The organism is Aeromonas sp. 601027 (genome assembly GCF_049174455.1).
Taxonomy (GTDB): domain Bacteria; phylum Pseudomonadota; class Gammaproteobacteria; order Enterobacterales; family Aeromonadaceae; genus Aeromonas; species Aeromonas veronii_A.
On the sequence record NZ_JAAKTN010000005.1, the window covers coordinates 144,850 to 160,610 of the forward strand.

Here is a 15,761-nt window from a genome sequence, read left to right on the forward strand (position 1 = left end):
CAATGCACAAACTCTCCTGGCTGGCTCTCTCTATGGCCCTCAGCGGCTGTAGTCAGCACAGCACCTATCAAAGACCCGAGTTGGCGATCGCCCCCACATGGCAACAAGCAGAGGGCGCCCAACTGGCTGCGCAGGCTGGCCTCTGGTGGCGGGAATTTCATGATCCCCAACTCGACAAATTGGTCGAGGCGGTTCTAGCCGCCAACCCGGACATGCATGTGGCGGCCCTCAAGCTCAAAAGCGCCAGACTGGGCGCCGAGCAGGCCGATACCAACCTCACCCCCTCGGTCAATGGCACTATCGCAGCCAGTGGCAACAAGGATCTGAAAAGCGGCAAAGGCACCAACAGTCTGGGCCCCTCGCTGAGCCTCAGTTACGAAGTGGATTTGTGGGGCAAGCTTGCCTCGGTGCGAGATCAGGCAAGCTGGGAGGCGGCGGCAAGCGAGCAGGATCTCGCCAGCACCCGACTCCTGCTGATTGGCAATACTCTGGAGCAGTATTGGCAGCTCGGCTATCTCGGCTCTGCCATCGCACTCGGAGAACAGCAGCTGGCCAACCTGACGCGAACCGAGCAGCTGACCCAGACCAAATACCAGGCTGGCGCCATTACCCGGCTCGATCTGGCGCAGGCACGCCAACAGTTGGCCGGAAAACAGGCTGAGCTGGCCTCCCTCAAGGCGCAGCAGGAGCAGGCTCGCAATGCCCTGCGTCTGTTGCTGGGCCGCAGCAGCGGGCCGCTGGAGTATGCACCCGCTTCCCTTTCAACCCAGACCATTCCAGAACTTGCGGTGGGTATTCCGGCCGATGTACTGGCTCGCCGCCCCGATGTCAAAGCGGCCGAATTGCGGCTGCGCAAGACGCTGGCAAAAGGGGACGAGATCCGCACCAGCTTCTACCCCAGCCTGACCCTAACCGGCAGTGCCAGCACCGCATCTGATAGATTGGCGCAGGTGCTGCAAAATCCGGTTGGTACGCTGGGAGCCAGCCTCGCCCTTCCCTTCCTTGAATACAACCGCACCCAGCTTGCCATCGAAAGCTCAGAGCTGGATTACCAGATCGCTGAAACCGAGTTTCGCAAACAGCTCTACACCGCACTGGTGGAGGTGGAAGACAATCTGGCCGCCCGCCACTATGGCCAGCAGCGACTCGATTATCTGCAAGAGCAACTGAGCTATGCCCAGGAGGCAGAACGGCTGGCTAAGGCTCGCTTCCAGGCGGGCGCGACCGGCGTGCAAGCCTGGCTTGATGAGCAGAACCGGCAGTGGGATGCCCAGCAGAGCCTGCTGGCCCAGCAAAAAGAGCAGCTCACCACCACAGCCAAAATCTATCGCGCCCTGGGTGGCAGCGATAGCGTGACGCCCCGATAGCGCTTCACCTGGCTATCCCCCACTCTGCCTACAGAGTGGGGAATATCATCGCCATAGACCACACAGAATTTCCTCTCCCACACTGCAGACGAACGCCATTGCTCATCATCAGGGGCAGTCATGGCAGCGCAGCCAATTACATGCATCGGTGACCCAGAATATCCCGGCCATACTTTGCGACTCTCTCTATCCCTCACGCTCCCTGAACGGAGATAACGATTACCGGATATTCCATCAGCAGAGAGCTCTACTCTTGCCGAACGACGCACCGTGAATCGTGAATCGTGAATCGTGAATCGTGAATCGTGAATCGTGAATCGTGAATCGTGAATCGTGAATCGTGAATCGTGAGAAACATATCCGAAGCTCGTATCAGCACAACGCATACAAATAGCGATATCGCTTTGGTGAGCCACAGGACAAAATTAATCGTAAACAACGAATGATATTGAGTAAAGGAACTGCGGGTAAGGCGAGAGAGAAAGGATACAAACGAGGAATGCAGATAACAATGAGGTGGAAATACTGGTTGGATAACCACGAGTAAAACGGCAAAAATAATGCCGCCCGAGGGCGGCATTATTCAATCTCTGAACCTGACGAATTAGATCAGGAAATCGTTCAGGTCTTTACCCAATGCGACTTGAGCAGCAATGGCTTTCGGCATACGGCCTTGACCGGTCCAGGTTTTTTCCTGGCCATCTTCTTCGTACTTGTATTTAGCCGGACGCGGAGCTCGCTTGCTCTTGGCAGCGCCAGTTGCAGCAGCCGGAGCAGCGGCAGTCGCCAGTAGCTCACGAGGATCAATACCAGCCTGCTGCAGCATTTCGGTGAATTCATTCAGCTTGCGCTGACGCTCTTCCTGTTCAGCACGCTCCTGTTCAACAGAATCGGCGCGCTCTTGGTAAACCAGGTCAAACTTCTCTTTAGCTTCCAGCAGTTGCTCAAACGGCAGCTCACGAACAGCCGCACGCAGACTGCGAATGTTCAGCAGAACTTTCAGAAACTCGTTCATTATTTCCTCACAAAAAGTCGGTCACAGGGATTACCGTGTCAGAATAGCATGGACAATTGATAACAACATACCGTTTTCTGTATTTACACTCCTTTTTTTTTATTTTTCACTCACCATACTCTCTTGACGCGAAGCGTGATAACAAATCAATGCTCAGTTGTGATTGCTATACAATCTGACAGATGATGATCTCAGATATTACAGGGCTCATTAATATCCCACTGCATGCAGTCAGAAGATTCTCTTTATAGTGACACCCGATATGCCCTCCCCCCCCCCCCCGCCCAGTTACCCATCAAGGTGAAATAAAAAAGCCACAAAGCAATTCCTCAGCAACGACGACTTAAAAGGCCATAACTTTTATCCATAAAAATCATGAGCTTACAACACCAACCCATATATCTAAAGACAAATAAACAATCTGTTTTTTAACATAACCGATCTTACCCGGTTGTTAAATTACGCTAATTTGCGCGAGCATTACTTTGTGCAGATTGATCAACACCACTGATCACCGGTATAGCTACAGAGCCACTCAGCAGAGGTTCCGCAGGATAGAGTCTGAGCGCTTCCAGACGCATCGTATCGGCTGCCTCTTTGCGACCCAGAGCGTTAAGTGCTGTCACCATATTGGCGTATATATTAGCTCGTGGTGTATGAAGTACGAAGTCCTGCCCCCACTCCAGATAAGCTTCCAGTTCATCCTTGTTGTTTGTCTGCAAACCGACCATCAGACGAACCGAGTTCACATCAAATTCAACTCGTGTCAGCCATGCCATAGGATTGATAATCTCCAGCAAGAGCGTCGGCTCCTTATAACCTCCCCGCTCGTATTTGGTGACGACCCAGGCAGTATGAAGGGCTGTCAGCATAAATGGGACAATCAATAGAGGGATAGCTATTGCCATAAATCGGAGCAACAACCAGGGGCGATACTCAATGTCCAACCACGATGGGCTACCGCAACTCACGAAACGGGTTTCTTCAATCTCGGTGTCAACGACATAGATCAGCGTCAGCAACAACCACCACAACACGATTGCATGGTAAAGGGGATATTCCGTCTGAGTATGGAGCAATATCGGTGTCACCAGGGCAAGCAGTGCCATGGCATTTACCCAACGCACCTTCGTCAGGCGCCACAATAATGCGCCCCCCATAATCACCATACCAACCATGGGAGCCACCCCTCCCTCAACAGCCCAATAAAGGAATTCGTTGTGGGGATGGTCAAGATTGTACTCAATCTGCACCATAGATGGATTCAGCGCCTTATCAGCCATGTAGTGATGGAGAAAAACAGATTCAAAACTGCCGTATCCCCAACCACTCCATGGTGCTTCGGCAATCAGCTTGGCTGCATAAGGCCAATAAATAGATCGCATACCACCAGATTGATAAATCTCCAACCCGCGCTTTGCTCCTGCCATCCAGTACTGTGATAGCAGGCCAAGGGCCACCGCAAAAATAACCAGCGCCAACATACGCCATAGCACTCGATGGCGATGGAGTTGCGGTATCAATAAAAACAGAGCTAGCAGACCGCCAAGTTGACCCACTCGGGATTGCAAAACAACCAGCAACAGTGTTGCTGATAGAATGACGCCATAGCGCAGAGCCATCAGCAAACGACCACCCTCTCGGCGTAATTCCAGCCAAATAGCAAGGGCAAGACCAGTTGCCATAAAGGTTGCCATCACGTTTGGCTGTTGAAAGATCCCGTAAGGACGATTGGTTTTAGTGTCGTAGCCAATCCAGTTACCGGGTGTCAACAGATAGAACTGTATCAGACCGAGCAAAGCCTCCATCGCGATCGCCATCAGGACGATATAGAGCAAGCGATCACGCTGCAACCGATTGAAGCGCCATTGATAGAGCCCGAATAAAAACAGCAGACCAGCAAAAAGCCCCAATAATCTTGGAATGGCATAATCCCTGAGTGCAAAACCTGGATAGAACATCGGCAGCAGTAGCAAGAGTGCCCCTATCCATAAGCCCGCTTGTAATGGAGAAAAGAGCAGACGCTGGCGTAACGTCACTTGCCACAATCCTAATCCAATAGCCAGCGAGGCAAACACCCATCCCCATGCGTTAAAGGGCAGATATAGCCCTGCTCCTCCCGGGTTGTGCATAAAAAAATGCACTCCAAGTAACCAGTATAATGAAGATAAAATCCAATACAAGCTGCTCATATATTATTTCCGTATACTCAACGAGCCCCAAACCCTGTCAGCATTGTTTTAATAGTTTTGATTACTATTAATAGATCAAGCCAAAGCGAAAAGTTTCTAATATAATAAAAATCATATTCTAATTTTATACGAGTACTATCTGTATCAGCTGAGTAGCCATGCATCACCTGAGCCCATCCACTTATACCAGGACGAACCATATGACGATACATATAGAATGGTAATTCAAACTCAAACCTCTCCACAAAAAAACGCTGTTCAGGCCGTGGACCAATCAAGCTCATATCCCCTTTAAGAACATTAAAGAATTGCGGGAGCTCATCAATTCTATATTTACGAATAAAATTACCAACACGAGTAATCCGTTTGTCAACCTCCTGAGCAAAATATGCATTGTCTGATGATGAACTGTCATGCATACTACGAAATTTATATATTACAAAATCTTTATTACCCAGCCCAACTCTCTTTTGCTTAAAGAAAACAGGGCCTGGGCTTTCCAGCTTTATTAATATTGCTGTTATAAGTAACACCGGCATAAAAAAGGGGAGTGCAATTATAACAACCAAAAGATCAGCTAGTCTTTTTAAAAAGAAATAAAACAACGAGGGAATAGCGGAACCCAAGTCATTTTCATATAATTGCTCAACGCTCACTCGGCCTGTTAATGATGCATATATAGTTTTGCTGTGATAGATTGGTATCCCTAACAAAACGAAATCAGTTAATAACCTTTGCCATTCACTCGTCAATTCAGATGAGTGAAGGTCAGCAACTACGGCATTACCACAAAACAGAGAAAAATCTGGTTTGTGAAGAATATTCCATTCAACAGCAGTCAAGGCACACAGTTTCTGATAATTACCAACCGGGATGATGGAATACTTAACCTTGCCAGATCGTGCCCCTAAGTAATAAATAAGCCAGCAAGATACTAAAACCAATATATACGAGCTTATAATTACTGGCCTACTATACTCAAGACGAAACAGCAGCAACACACCGAATAATATTCCATACACAGCGGTTACTGTTGGAATCATATAAGATAAAGCATTAACTCCAGGATAGCAAAGCACTCGACTCAGGAAAAAACCAGCAGTAATACATGTTATAAAGATTCCTAAAAGTGAATTTATTTTTACATCATCAAGGAAATTCCAAAAGTCCTCGCCCCAAAACAAAAATGCAGGTAATAATGTTGACACCAAGGATGTAAAAAAGAACATTATTGTATAATTAAACCGTACAAGGTCATACCAACGACCACCATATGGATAATAGCTATTATTTATCATGAAATACTCATTTAGTTATCAACCACAGGGGTGAGCGCCATCGATATGCTGAGCCAATATGTCAAAATATATGCCAATGATTTTTTTCTCATCGAATCTGGCACTAACTAATTGCCTCCCAGCATTACCCATCAAGGTTCTTTGAGCTGTAGTCATTCGTATGAATGTCATCATCGCATCAGCCAATGATGAAACATTTCTAGCTTGACAGAGTAACCCGGTTTTCTCATGTAGCAGTACATCTCTACATCCAGGAACATCGGTAACAATAATTGGCTTTGCCATTGCAGCAGCTTCGATCATAGTTCTTGGCAATCCTTCGCGATAAGAAGGTAACACAATACAATCACTTTCCATTATGATAGGCCTAACATCATGTGTAGTACCGAGATATTCCAGCACACCGTCATTGATCCATTCATGCAACTGTGCATATCCGATCGCTCGTGGGTTATCAGCCTGAACATCGCCTAGCAATTTAAACTTTATGTTTGGATGACGAATATGAATCTGCTTTGCGGCTGCTGCATATTCTCCAATCCCCTTATCCCATAACAACCGCGCAATGAGCAAAAAACTAACCGAGTCATCTTCAGCAAATTTTTCTGAAGGATAAAAAAAACTCAAATCAACGCCCTCGCCAGGCAGTAACAGAGTCTTTCTTTCATCTACCAACTGTCTTGATACAAATTCAAGGCGATCATCTTCATTTAAGAAAATGACTAGCTTAGGATATTTAAAAGCGAATTTATAAAGCAACCTTACTACTTTGGGCACCCAACCATCATTCATAAAGGCATATCCTAACCCAGTGGTTATAGCCAAGGCAGGTGTGCGACAAAGATGTGCAGCAAAAGAACCATATATATTTGGTTTTACCGTATAATGGATAATTAAATCCGCATTAATTTTTCTATATATTCTTACGAAATCAAATATTAATTTTAGTTCAACAATTGGGTTGACTCCTTTAGGGGATAGTGCCAACGGTATAAATGAACACCCCAAATCACAGAGCGAAAAAACTGTATTATCAGGTGGAGCAACAATGGTTATGCGATATCCATGTTGTATAAGTGCAGATAATAATCCGCGGCGAAAATTCCACATTGACCACGCTGTATTGCTCACCATACAAAGATGTTTGCTCATGTGTAGTCCTGGTACAAATTTAACCAACGCAGACAGATAGTCTCTATTGAATAATGGCTAATAACCCGAATCCGAGCCTCCCTAGTCATCACCTCTCTCTCAAGCGGCGAAAGCATCATAGCCTGCTCAATCGCGGTAAATAGCTGCTGACTATTTTTAGAGGGGACAAGCAATCCAGCAGAGCCAACCACTTCCCTCACTCCACCACAATCGGTAGCAACCACTACCCGCTCAGTAGCCATAGCCTCAGCCACAACTAAACCAAACCCCTCCCAAGCTGATGACAACACAAATATATCTGCTGCACTCATCCAATCTTCAACATCATAGCGCAGCCCCAAGAAATGAACTCGCTCGCTAATCCCTTGTGCGCTAGCGATTGTGGTTAAGTATTCTTTTTCCTCACCCTCACCTATGATGACCAACTTAACATTATTGGATCTCGAAGATAACATCGCAAATGCAACAAGCAAATTTGTATAGTCCTTGGCAGCGGTCAGTCTGCCTACTGAAATTAACAATATGTTATTGTCATCAATCCCAAGCTGAGAGCGTAATTTATTTCTGACTGTGGCGTTAAAATAAAAACGCTCCGTATCAATACCATTATACATGACTTTCATTCGCCCGGCAGATACCGCACCTTGTTTAATAAAAGCCTCAACTGCTTCTTGGCTTACGTTTGTGTTAAGATCACATAACCTTTCGGTAAGCCGGTATGCCAATATCCGCCACCCTCTTCCCTCATTAACACTATGTGCAGAGCAGATAAGCTTCGGAAATGATACAAACAATCGTAATAACCGAGCAAAAATATTTGCATGCACCATATGGCTATGCACCACATCCGGTTTATATTGATTAAGTAACCTGATCGCCTGCCAGTATGCTTTGAAAACACTAAATGGAGTTTTCCTCATCTGCAGTGAAACGATGTTTGCTGCAGTCGAATGTGGGCGATTGCTAATTTCACCGGTCATCGAGATAATTAATATATGGTGGCCCAACCTAATAAATTGATCTGCCAAATCGCACACTTGTCGTTCAGCGCCCCCCATACCAAGGCCTGTGATTACCATCGCAATTTTCATGCTATTTCTTCAACCAACAGTAAAGAATGCACTGGAGACTTCTGACACATGCTTTGACCTTGCCGAACAATCGAGTATCTCGGATCACCTGGTCTCGATAAAACAAACCAAAACCACATGGATTACTTCTTAGATTTTTTTTAAAATTTGAGGTGTAGCCATCAGGAAGATATTCACACAAGTATATTACTTGGTCTACATAAAAAACTATCTTACCTATATCGGCAATTTTATTCCATATATATAACTCTGGTACAAACTTTTCGCCCGGGAACTGAGGAAAAGGAAACTCACGCATAACATTAGTGCGAAAAACATAAGCCAGGTCACCTTGTAATATATGCCCTGCCATGATGGGCTGCATTACCATTGACTTGCTCCATGCGGTGTCGGAGATACCAATTATATGACCAGATAATGTTGCTTTTCTAAAACACATCCCAACAAATTCCGAGCCAATATGATTCATAACATCATATAGCTTGGCAACAGCATCACCAGTTAATAAGTCATCACTATCCACAATGATAATCCAATCACCGGTCGCATGAACCACACCTTCATTTATAGCGCGATGCTTCCCTCCATTTTCTTTATAAAAATAATTGATTGGAAAGTCAGATTTAACTCTATAATCAAAAATAAGCTCGGCGGTACCATCAGTGCTACCGTCATCGATTACAAGCCATTCAAAGTCCCGCCTTGTCTGCTGACACAAACTGTCATACAACCTTGGTAAAACATATGCTCTGTTATAAGTTGGCGTCATTATTGTTATCATTGCACGACCTTACACACGCAACCTTTATATTGATGAATGAAGTATATCGACATCGTCGCAGCCATCATCAAAAAAGCATTAGTTATGTAAACGATGTAAATGTCACCGGAACGAAATACTTTTAGCAACAACCAATAGTTGAACACGCTTATAATTAAGAGAAAGAACCACTTGCACATTATCAAAAAATATTTTTTGTCACGGTATAACCGTTGCATTAAAACGCTATCCACAGCGAAAAAAGAAAGCGCAGGCAACATCATAATGGCTAATTCTGCTGCTAACTCATAATCTTTTCCAAAGATAAAATAGACAATTTCATGTAGCCATAACCAACCCATTAATTGCAAGATACATGCAACTAATAACAGCCCTAAACAGACCGTATGTATTTTTTTTACTCTGCGCCCATATAACATCATTGGGGCTATAGACTGCACAACTATACCAAGTACAAGTACGCCCTGCTCTAGCATTTGACTAGCTACACCATACATGGCTAGTTGTTCATACCCTAAGTAATGCTCGATGAAAAAGCGATCAATTCTCATATAAATCAGCATCAGCATTAATGGGACCCAGAGCGCCCCACCTCGACTTAACATTACCACTGCCACTTTTTTATGCCAGTCCCAGATGCCACCTCTAAAATAAATAACACAACACAGTGACATAGCTAAAAACATTGCTTCTATTGCCCTGCTTGAATAGATGATGAAATAAGATGAAAGTAAAAGAGCGAGGCTTACCAAAAGCACCCTTAATAATAAAATTGCAAGACGAATCGCTACAACAATACCTATATTTGTGGTGGCTTGATAGTAGTTGGCTATTACTGAAAATGGTTCATTAAAAATGAGCGCCAGTGCCAATAGCATCAGCATTAATCTTACATCTTGATCTGCGACAATAAAATTTGCGTAGACTAATGTGACAAGCAAAGCAACCAAAGCGAAAAGTAGACGAAAAACAAATACTGAAGATAGTATCTTCCAACGCAAATGAGGATGCCGAACTAATGCCGGAACAACAACTTCCGAGCCGGCAATCAATGTAACTGATGACAATAAAATGACGGCATTGAGCGAATATAGCCATTTCCCATATAATGACACACCGAGTAGATGACTAATTACCCCCTCGCAAAAAAAAACCAACCCAATGGTCACCATTTTTTCAAATAATAGAATACTAACATTAGTAATAATTGCGGCATATTCTCGATAAAATGCCACAACCAAGCCTAATCGCATCCAAGTTGCCTCATTATAGAAACAGGTAACTCAATTTCTAGCCAGCAAAAAATTAACATTGTGTACTGGTAGCTTCACGATGTTCTCCGTTATTGTATGCTGCTGCTTCGCTAGCCACACCAGATCACAGATACCATCCGTCGGTTCGAATGCAGCAGGAGCATGCATCAGGATCTCGCGCACTTGCTGTTGATCAAAACGGTGACAAGCATCATCCAGCGAGGCCAGCAAGGGGCGCAGTCGGGACCAGGGCAGCCAGCTCTCTTGTGCCACCATGATCCTGGGGTGTTCGGTTCCTCTGGCATCATCACCAATCAGTAACTCTTCGTAGAGCTTTTCGCCCGGCCGCAACCCCGTCACCTCTATGGCGATATCACCATCGGGACGCTGCTCATCACGCAGTGTCAGACCGCTGAGGCGTATCATGCGTTTGGCCAGTTCCATGATCCGTACCGGTTGACCCATATCGAGCACAAAGACATCGCCCCCCTCCCCCATGGCACCTGCCTGGATCACCAGCTGGGCAGCCTCAGGTATCGTCATGAAGTAACGGATGATATCGGGGTGAGTCAGGGTGATGGGCCCCCCCTTATCTATCTGCTGTCTGAATAACGGCACCACTGAGCCGGAAGATCCGAGAACATTGCCAAAACGCACCATACAAAAACGGGTGCTGTGCTTCTCGCGGGTCAAGGCTTGCAAGATCAACTCGGCCAGACGCTTGCTGGCCCCCATGGTGTTGGTTGGCCGCACGGCTTTATCGGTAGAAATAAGCACGAATGTTTCCACCCCTGCCTCAATGGCCGCCTGTGCCGCATAAAGAGTGCCGAATACGTTGTTACGTACCCCTTCAATGATGTTGAACTCAACCAGCGGGACATGTTTGTAAGCAGCCGTATGGTAGACAGTCTGGATCCTGAAGCTCTGCATCACCGTCTTGAGACGATGCTGGCGCTGCACTGACCCCAATAACGGCACCAGATCCGTTTCGATTTCTTCACGCTGACACTGCTCCCGCAGGTTCTTGTGCAGGACATAGAGGGCGTATTCGGATAGTTCGAACAGTACCAGAGTGGATGGCCGGCACCGCAAGATCTGGCGACAGAGCTCAGAACCAATGGAGCCACCGGCACCGGTTACCATGACCGCTTTGCCTGTGATATTGGCTTCCATTAATTTTGTCACCGGCTCTACCGGATCTCTGCCCAACAGATCGTCGATGGAAACCTCATTGAGCTGATCGATGCGAGCCGAGCCATTGACCAGATCGGCCATTCCCGGGATAGAGAGTACTTCGCAAGAGAGGGGCTCAAGTGCATTGATCACCTCCTGACGACGCGCTCTGGTGCTGCTCGGCATAGCCAGCAAGATCTTCTGTACCCCATGGTGGTCAATCAGGGCTGGCAACTGAGCACTGTGATAAACGGTACAGCCCTGGATCACGCATCCCTGTTTGGCGGGATCGTCATCAATAAAGGCGACGGGATAAAACTCATTACCTTGCAACAAGGCCATTTGAAGCTGTCGACCCGAAGAACCCGCGCCATAGATCAACACCTGGGTACGAGCCAGACGGGTGGTATTGAGCAGCGCCCGGAAAAACAGCCGCACACCACCGACCAGCAGCACCAAAAAGGAGAGATAGATAACAGATACCGTTCTGGGCAGAAAGATATCAAAGTAAAATGCAGAGAGAACAAAGAAACAGGTTGAAAGAAATGCGCCTAGCGAGATTGTCCATAAGACCCGAAAGCTGACATATCGGAGTACTGCGCGATAGAGCCCCAGCCGTACAAACAAACTGATGCTGACAACGATAATTGCGCCAAGGAGTGCCCAGTGATGAGGGCTATCGATGGGCCAGTTATGTTCAAGCCGGATCCAGTACGCTCCCCAATAGGTCATGGTGATCAAGAGCATATCAACGGCGACAGAGATGACACGCTTGCTGGCTCGTGATAGGGAGCCCAGGCAACTCAGTAGCCAGCCCCCTCCGGGTAAAAGCTCATTTCTCATTCTGGTACTCCTGCATTCAGGTGATACGCAAGAAAGGCTAACGGCAAGTAGGCAATGACCAGACCGATCACACCATCGAGCTGGCCCAATACAATCATGACAGCGATCGGCGCAAGCCAGAGGCTATTTAAAACAAGCACAGCCAAGGTCACGTTTCGATGACTTTGCCAACGTCTCGCCAGATATTGATAGCCATGAGTACGATGCGCCTCGCTCAGACGACATTTCAGACGATAGCGATTCAGTAACGTCCAGGTCGCATCAACCACAAAGACTCCGAGCATGACGAGCCATGCCCACAGGAATTGAGGCGCAGAAGCGGCATCCAGCAGCATCAGGGAAGCCAGCATCAAGCCAAGAAAACCGCTGCCACCATCCCCCATAAAGATCCTGGCGGGCGGAAAATTCCAGCACAAGAAGCCAGCCGCCGAAATCCCCAGTAGCAGGATCAAACTGGCAGACGACCACTCCCCCCCAACCAGATAGTGAAATAACGTCATGAACAGACAGACGACAACGGCTTCACCTGCCGCCAAGCCATCGATGCCATCCATAAAGTTGTAGAGATTGATAAACCAGATCACCCCCAGCCAGACCAGCAGGTAACCAAACCAGGCCAGATCGAGCTGCCAACCAAAGAAGGTCAGCGCTGGCAAACCATTAACCGCAGAAACCACCAAAGCGGCCGCCATGCTCTGCACAATCAGGCGGGTTCGAGGCTTGAGAGAGATGTGGTCATCGATAAAACCAACCAATGCAATGCCCAGCGCCGCAGCCCATATCAATGCAAAGCTGCTCTGGGATATGCCGGCGGGCAGTGGGATCAGGGTAACAAACAACGGGGCTGCCAGCAGAAAGGTCGCCACGATAGCCATGCCACCGCCTCTCGGGGTAGGCACCTGATGCGAACTGCGATGATTGGGTTGGTCAAGCAAGCGGGTCTGGGCGTAGCGCCTGAGCAGGCCGGTCATGGTAATTGAAAGAAAAAGACAAAATATCGACAACAAAACAAATGCCAGCATCAAGACGACTCACTATGGATTGACGCCATCAGAGATAAGGTCTGAGAGAGCGAATAGGGTGCCGACCATTGTAATCGGCTCTGAGCCTTGCGGGTATTCATTTCCAGAGAGCCATAAATCCGTTGTAGCTTGGCATCAATCCCCAAACAGCGTCCAAGCCCTCTTATTACTCCTGGTGGGAGATAAAAGAGCCGACAGCTAACGCCTTCTGCTTCTGCAATCGCCGCCAACAACTGAGACGTCGACACTGCGACAGGATCTGCGACTAAAAAGACCTGATTCACTGCAGCCGGGTGCGCCATCGCATGGGCAATAAAGTCACACAGATTAGGTAACGCCAACAGGCTACGCGCATTGGTCAAACGGGCAAAGGGTAGCGGGACCCCTTTGCGCACCCACGTCATCATGCTGGCAAAGTTAGCCTTCACCCCTTCCCCGTAAATAAGAGGAGGACGGATGATGGTTACAGCCATACCACACTCTTTCGCGAGTGCCATCAGCCCCTGTTCCGCCTCATACTTCGAGCGTCCATAGGGATCTTCTGGCGGACTTTGCACATTCTCATCAAATGGCTTGCCTGGCTCGGTCTGCTCGCCATTCACTTTGATCGAGCTGATAAAGATGAAGCGCTTCACCCCAGCCTCAGCCGCTTGTCGAGCAAGCGTTAGGGTGCCCTCTGTATTCACCGCTCGAAATGCTGCCAGGGGATCTGTCGCGGTATCCGACATCACGTGCACCCTGGCAGCACAGTGAACAACCACATCCACCTGTTGCAATTGGGCTGTCCAGTTGGCATCCGCAGTCAGAGAGGGAGCATGAAGATGGTAAGAAGCCAGCGGGTGACTTCGCACCGCTCCTTTAACATTCGCCCCCAGAGCCAGCAAGTGTTCACAGACCGCCTTGCCTACAAATCCGTTGGCACCTGTGACAAGAATTCTAGGTATGGACATACAGTTTGAGATAGGCATTTCAAGATGAATAATAATTTGAGATAACCTTTTCATATAACGTCATATATTTATCAATCATGACGTCGGCAGTAAAGTTATGTTCAAATCTAGCCTTTGCATTTTTCCCCATACGCTCAGCTTCATCTTGATCATCCCATAACTTTTTCATTGCAGATGAGAGAGCCTCACTATTTGCTGGCTCAACTGCCAAGCCGGTTTCACCATGCAGATTTATATATGTAGTGCCTGTACCAATTTCGCAAGTAATCATTGGCTTACCATACATTGATGCCTCTAACAAAGTCATACCAAACGCTTCAGAACGCAGATGAGATGGAAATACCACAGCGTAACATAACTCCAGTAAAATATTTTTTTCAGCGTCACTTACTGGACCAACAAACAACGTATTTTTTAATCCTAACTTATCCGCCTGAGACTTCAACTCCTTTTCACATGGGCCTTCACCAATTATTATCAAAGGATAATCAAGTCCACGCATAGCATCAAGGACAAATGACAACCCCTTATAATATCGTAAAAATCCGATAAAAAGAAAAAAACGCCCTTTTATTTTATCATTCCATTTATTCGATAACGATAGTTCTGCATAACTTGGAGATACCTTTTCCAGACCGAATGGTATCACCTCAACATCCTTTTTTAGGCTAGAGAGAACAGGGCTGGTCTTGACATAATTGGGTGAAGAAGCGACCACAGCATCAACTTTATTTAGAAAAGACATCATCAATGGCTTATAAAGTTGTAGCAGGTATTTTTGTTTGACAATGTCAGAATGGTAACTGACCACCGTCGGCTTTTTAGGATTAACCCAAAAATGAACGAGATCCATATAGGGCCACGGAAAATGATAATGAATAATATCAGCTTTCTCAGCCAGTCGCCTGAATTCGACAATCGCAGACCATGAAAAACCAGTCGAAGCTATATAAAAATCTTCTTTTGCAGCATGCACACTATGATTAGCGATGTTAAAATTTCGACCAGCATTATCAGCACTTAAACATAATACATCAACCTCATGCCCTTTTTTTACTGCACCTTCCGCAAGCTGATATATGACTTGTTGCACACCACCGTAAGCATCTGGATAATATGTTTTAAAAAAATGAAGAATTTTCATTATCTTCCAAGCCCTTATCTAAAAAATAGTTCTTTGTGTATTGATGAACATCTGGTGATGCAAGAAGGTCTACTATATCAAACCATTTATACTTTGAATGCTGAGCAACAGAGAATGAATTTATATCATGGTCTAGTTCTATTGAATACGCTAAAACAACATAGTGAGTTGGAGTCATAACGTCATAAAAAGAATCTTTATAAAAATGCTCGTAGACTCCAATAAATTTAGCTTTCGAACTCTGTAACGTCACACCAAGCTCATTCTCAGCAACTCTTTTAAAGGCATCTAATATAGCTTCTCCCTTTTTTATCCTGCCCCCCAAAACAAACCAATGATCGGCTGCAGGTCTATTTCTTCTGAGACCGAGAAGATATCGCCCTGAACTATCTGAAATCACCAGATCAATCGAGATTAAGGGGGTGCTTTTTATTGTTTTTAAAAAATCATCATCCGTAAGATGCATATCTCGCCCCAAGA

At 46.4% G+C, this 15,761-nt stretch carries 13 protein-coding genes; 1 reads left to right on the forward strand and 12 read right to left on the reverse strand.

The features are described 5' to 3' along the window. The first annotated feature begins 2 nt into the window (after positions 1 to 2). A complete protein-coding gene (locus tag G5193_RS08650; RefSeq protein WP_421205813.1) occupies positions 3 to 1,367 on the forward strand; it encodes an efflux transporter outer membrane subunit in 1,365 nt (454 codons plus the stop codon). A 604-nt stretch (positions 1,368 to 1,971) separates the two neighbouring features. Here the strand turns inward: G5193_RS08650 and G5193_RS08655 are convergent. From G5193_RS08655 to G5193_RS08710, 12 genes are all read right to left on the reverse strand, one after another. Further along, positions 1,972 to 2,382 (reverse strand): H-NS family nucleoid-associated regulatory protein, encoded by a 411-nt coding sequence (locus G5193_RS08655; protein WP_216954269.1) that lies wholly within the window; start codon positions 2,380 to 2,382, stop codon positions 1,972 to 1,974. Between the two features lie 464 nt (positions 2,383 to 2,846). Beyond that, on the reverse strand, positions 2,847 to 4,574 hold the full coding sequence (locus G5193_RS08660) for a Wzy polymerase domain-containing protein (protein ID WP_421205814.1): 1,728 nt from the start codon (positions 4,572 to 4,574) through the stop codon (positions 2,847 to 2,849). Positions 4,575 to 4,591: 17 nt separating this feature from the next. Then, positions 4,592 to 5,872: a sugar transferase gene (locus G5193_RS08665; RefSeq protein WP_421205815.1), complete on the reverse strand. Its 1,281-nt coding sequence runs from the start codon at positions 5,870 to 5,872 to the stop codon at positions 4,592 to 4,594. A gap of 18 nt (positions 5,873 to 5,890) precedes the next feature. Beyond that, positions 5,891 to 7,024: a glycosyltransferase family 4 protein gene (locus G5193_RS08670; RefSeq protein WP_421205816.1), complete on the reverse strand. Its 1,134-nt coding sequence runs from the start codon at positions 7,022 to 7,024 to the stop codon at positions 5,891 to 5,893. Further along, positions 7,021 to 8,115 (reverse strand): glycosyltransferase, encoded by a 1,095-nt coding sequence (locus G5193_RS08675; RefSeq protein WP_227340921.1) that lies wholly within the window; start codon positions 8,113 to 8,115, stop codon positions 7,021 to 7,023. Before G5193_RS08675 ends, G5193_RS08670 begins: the two co-directional genes overlap by 4 nt. A gap of 1 nt (position 8,116) precedes the next feature. Next, on the reverse strand, positions 8,117 to 8,884 hold the full coding sequence (locus tag G5193_RS08680) for a glycosyltransferase family A protein (RefSeq protein WP_323912953.1): 768 nt from the start codon (positions 8,882 to 8,884) through the stop codon (positions 8,117 to 8,119). A gap of 8 nt (positions 8,885 to 8,892) precedes the next feature. After that, positions 8,893 to 10,149, reverse strand: a complete 1,257-nt coding sequence (locus tag G5193_RS08685; RefSeq protein ID WP_421205817.1) for a lipopolysaccharide biosynthesis protein — start codon at positions 10,147 to 10,149, stop codon at positions 8,893 to 8,895. 30 nt (positions 10,150 to 10,179) lie between these two features. Beyond that, positions 10,180 to 12,165: a polysaccharide biosynthesis protein gene (locus G5193_RS08690; protein WP_421205818.1), complete on the reverse strand. Its 1,986-nt coding sequence runs from the start codon at positions 12,163 to 12,165 to the stop codon at positions 10,180 to 10,182. Beyond that, on the reverse strand, positions 12,162 to 13,187 hold the full coding sequence (locus G5193_RS08695) for an MraY family glycosyltransferase (RefSeq protein WP_216954282.1): 1,026 nt from the start codon (positions 13,185 to 13,187) through the stop codon (positions 12,162 to 12,164). Before G5193_RS08695 ends, G5193_RS08690 begins: the two co-directional genes overlap by 4 nt. After that, positions 13,187 to 14,137 carry a UDP-glucose 4-epimerase family protein gene (locus tag G5193_RS08700; protein WP_421205859.1) on the reverse strand — a complete coding sequence of 317 codons (951 nt, stop codon included), beginning with the start codon at positions 14,135 to 14,137 and terminating at the stop codon, positions 13,187 to 13,189. The genes G5193_RS08695 and G5193_RS08700 overlap by 1 nt, the downstream gene beginning before the upstream one ends. 19 nt (positions 14,138 to 14,156) lie before the next feature. Next, positions 14,157 to 15,281, reverse strand: a complete 1,125-nt coding sequence (locus G5193_RS08705; RefSeq protein ID WP_421205819.1) for a glycosyltransferase family 4 protein — start codon at positions 15,279 to 15,281, stop codon at positions 14,157 to 14,159. Next, entirely contained in the window at positions 15,259 to 15,747 is a 489-nt protein-coding gene (locus tag G5193_RS08710; RefSeq protein WP_227340928.1) for a GDP-mannose mannosyl hydrolase, read from the reverse strand. Before G5193_RS08710 ends, G5193_RS08705 begins: the two co-directional genes overlap by 23 nt. Positions 15,748 to 15,761: the final 14 nt, after the last annotated feature.

Bases quoted from the DNA above. Each gene is read 5' to 3' on its own strand.
- G5193_RS08705 (WP_421205819.1), bottom strand. From the start codon at position 15,281: ATGAAAATTCTTCATTTTTTTAAAACATATTATCCAGATGCTTACGGT.
- G5193_RS08650 (WP_421205813.1), top strand. From the start codon at position 3: ATGCACAAACTCTCCTGGCTGGCTCTCTCTATGGCCCTCAGCGGCTGT.
- G5193_RS08665 (WP_421205815.1), bottom strand. From the start codon at position 5,872: ATGATAAATAATAGCTATTATCCATATGGTGGTCGTTGGTATGACCTT.
- G5193_RS08700 (WP_421205859.1), bottom strand. From the start codon at position 14,137: ATGTCCATACCTAGAATTCTTGTCACAGGTGCCAACGGATTTGTAGGC.
- G5193_RS08710 (WP_227340928.1), bottom strand. From the start codon at position 15,747: ATGCATCTTACGGATGATGATTTTTTAAAAACAATAAAAAGCACCCCC.
- G5193_RS08660 (WP_421205814.1), bottom strand. From the start codon at position 4,574: ATGAGCAGCTTGTATTGGATTTTATCTTCATTATACTGGTTACTTGGA.
- G5193_RS08670 (WP_421205816.1), bottom strand. From the start codon at position 7,024: ATGAGCAAACATCTTTGTATGGTGAGCAATACAGCGTGGTCAATGTGG.
- G5193_RS08675 (WP_227340921.1), bottom strand. From the start codon at position 8,115: ATGAAAATTGCGATGGTAATCACAGGCCTTGGTATGGGGGGCGCTGAA.
- G5193_RS08695 (WP_216954282.1), bottom strand. From the start codon at position 13,187: ATGCTGGCATTTGTTTTGTTGTCGATATTTTGTCTTTTTCTTTCAATT.
- G5193_RS08685 (WP_421205817.1), bottom strand. From the start codon at position 10,149: ATGCGATTAGGCTTGGTTGTGGCATTTTATCGAGAATATGCCGCAATT.
- G5193_RS08680 (WP_323912953.1), bottom strand. From the start codon at position 8,884: ATGACGCCAACTTATAACAGAGCATATGTTTTACCAAGGTTGTATGAC.
- G5193_RS08690 (WP_421205818.1), bottom strand. From the start codon at position 12,165: ATGAGAAATGAGCTTTTACCCGGAGGGGGCTGGCTACTGAGTTGCCTG.
- G5193_RS08655 (WP_216954269.1), bottom strand. From the start codon at position 2,382: ATGAACGAGTTTCTGAAAGTTCTGCTGAACATTCGCAGTCTGCGTGCG.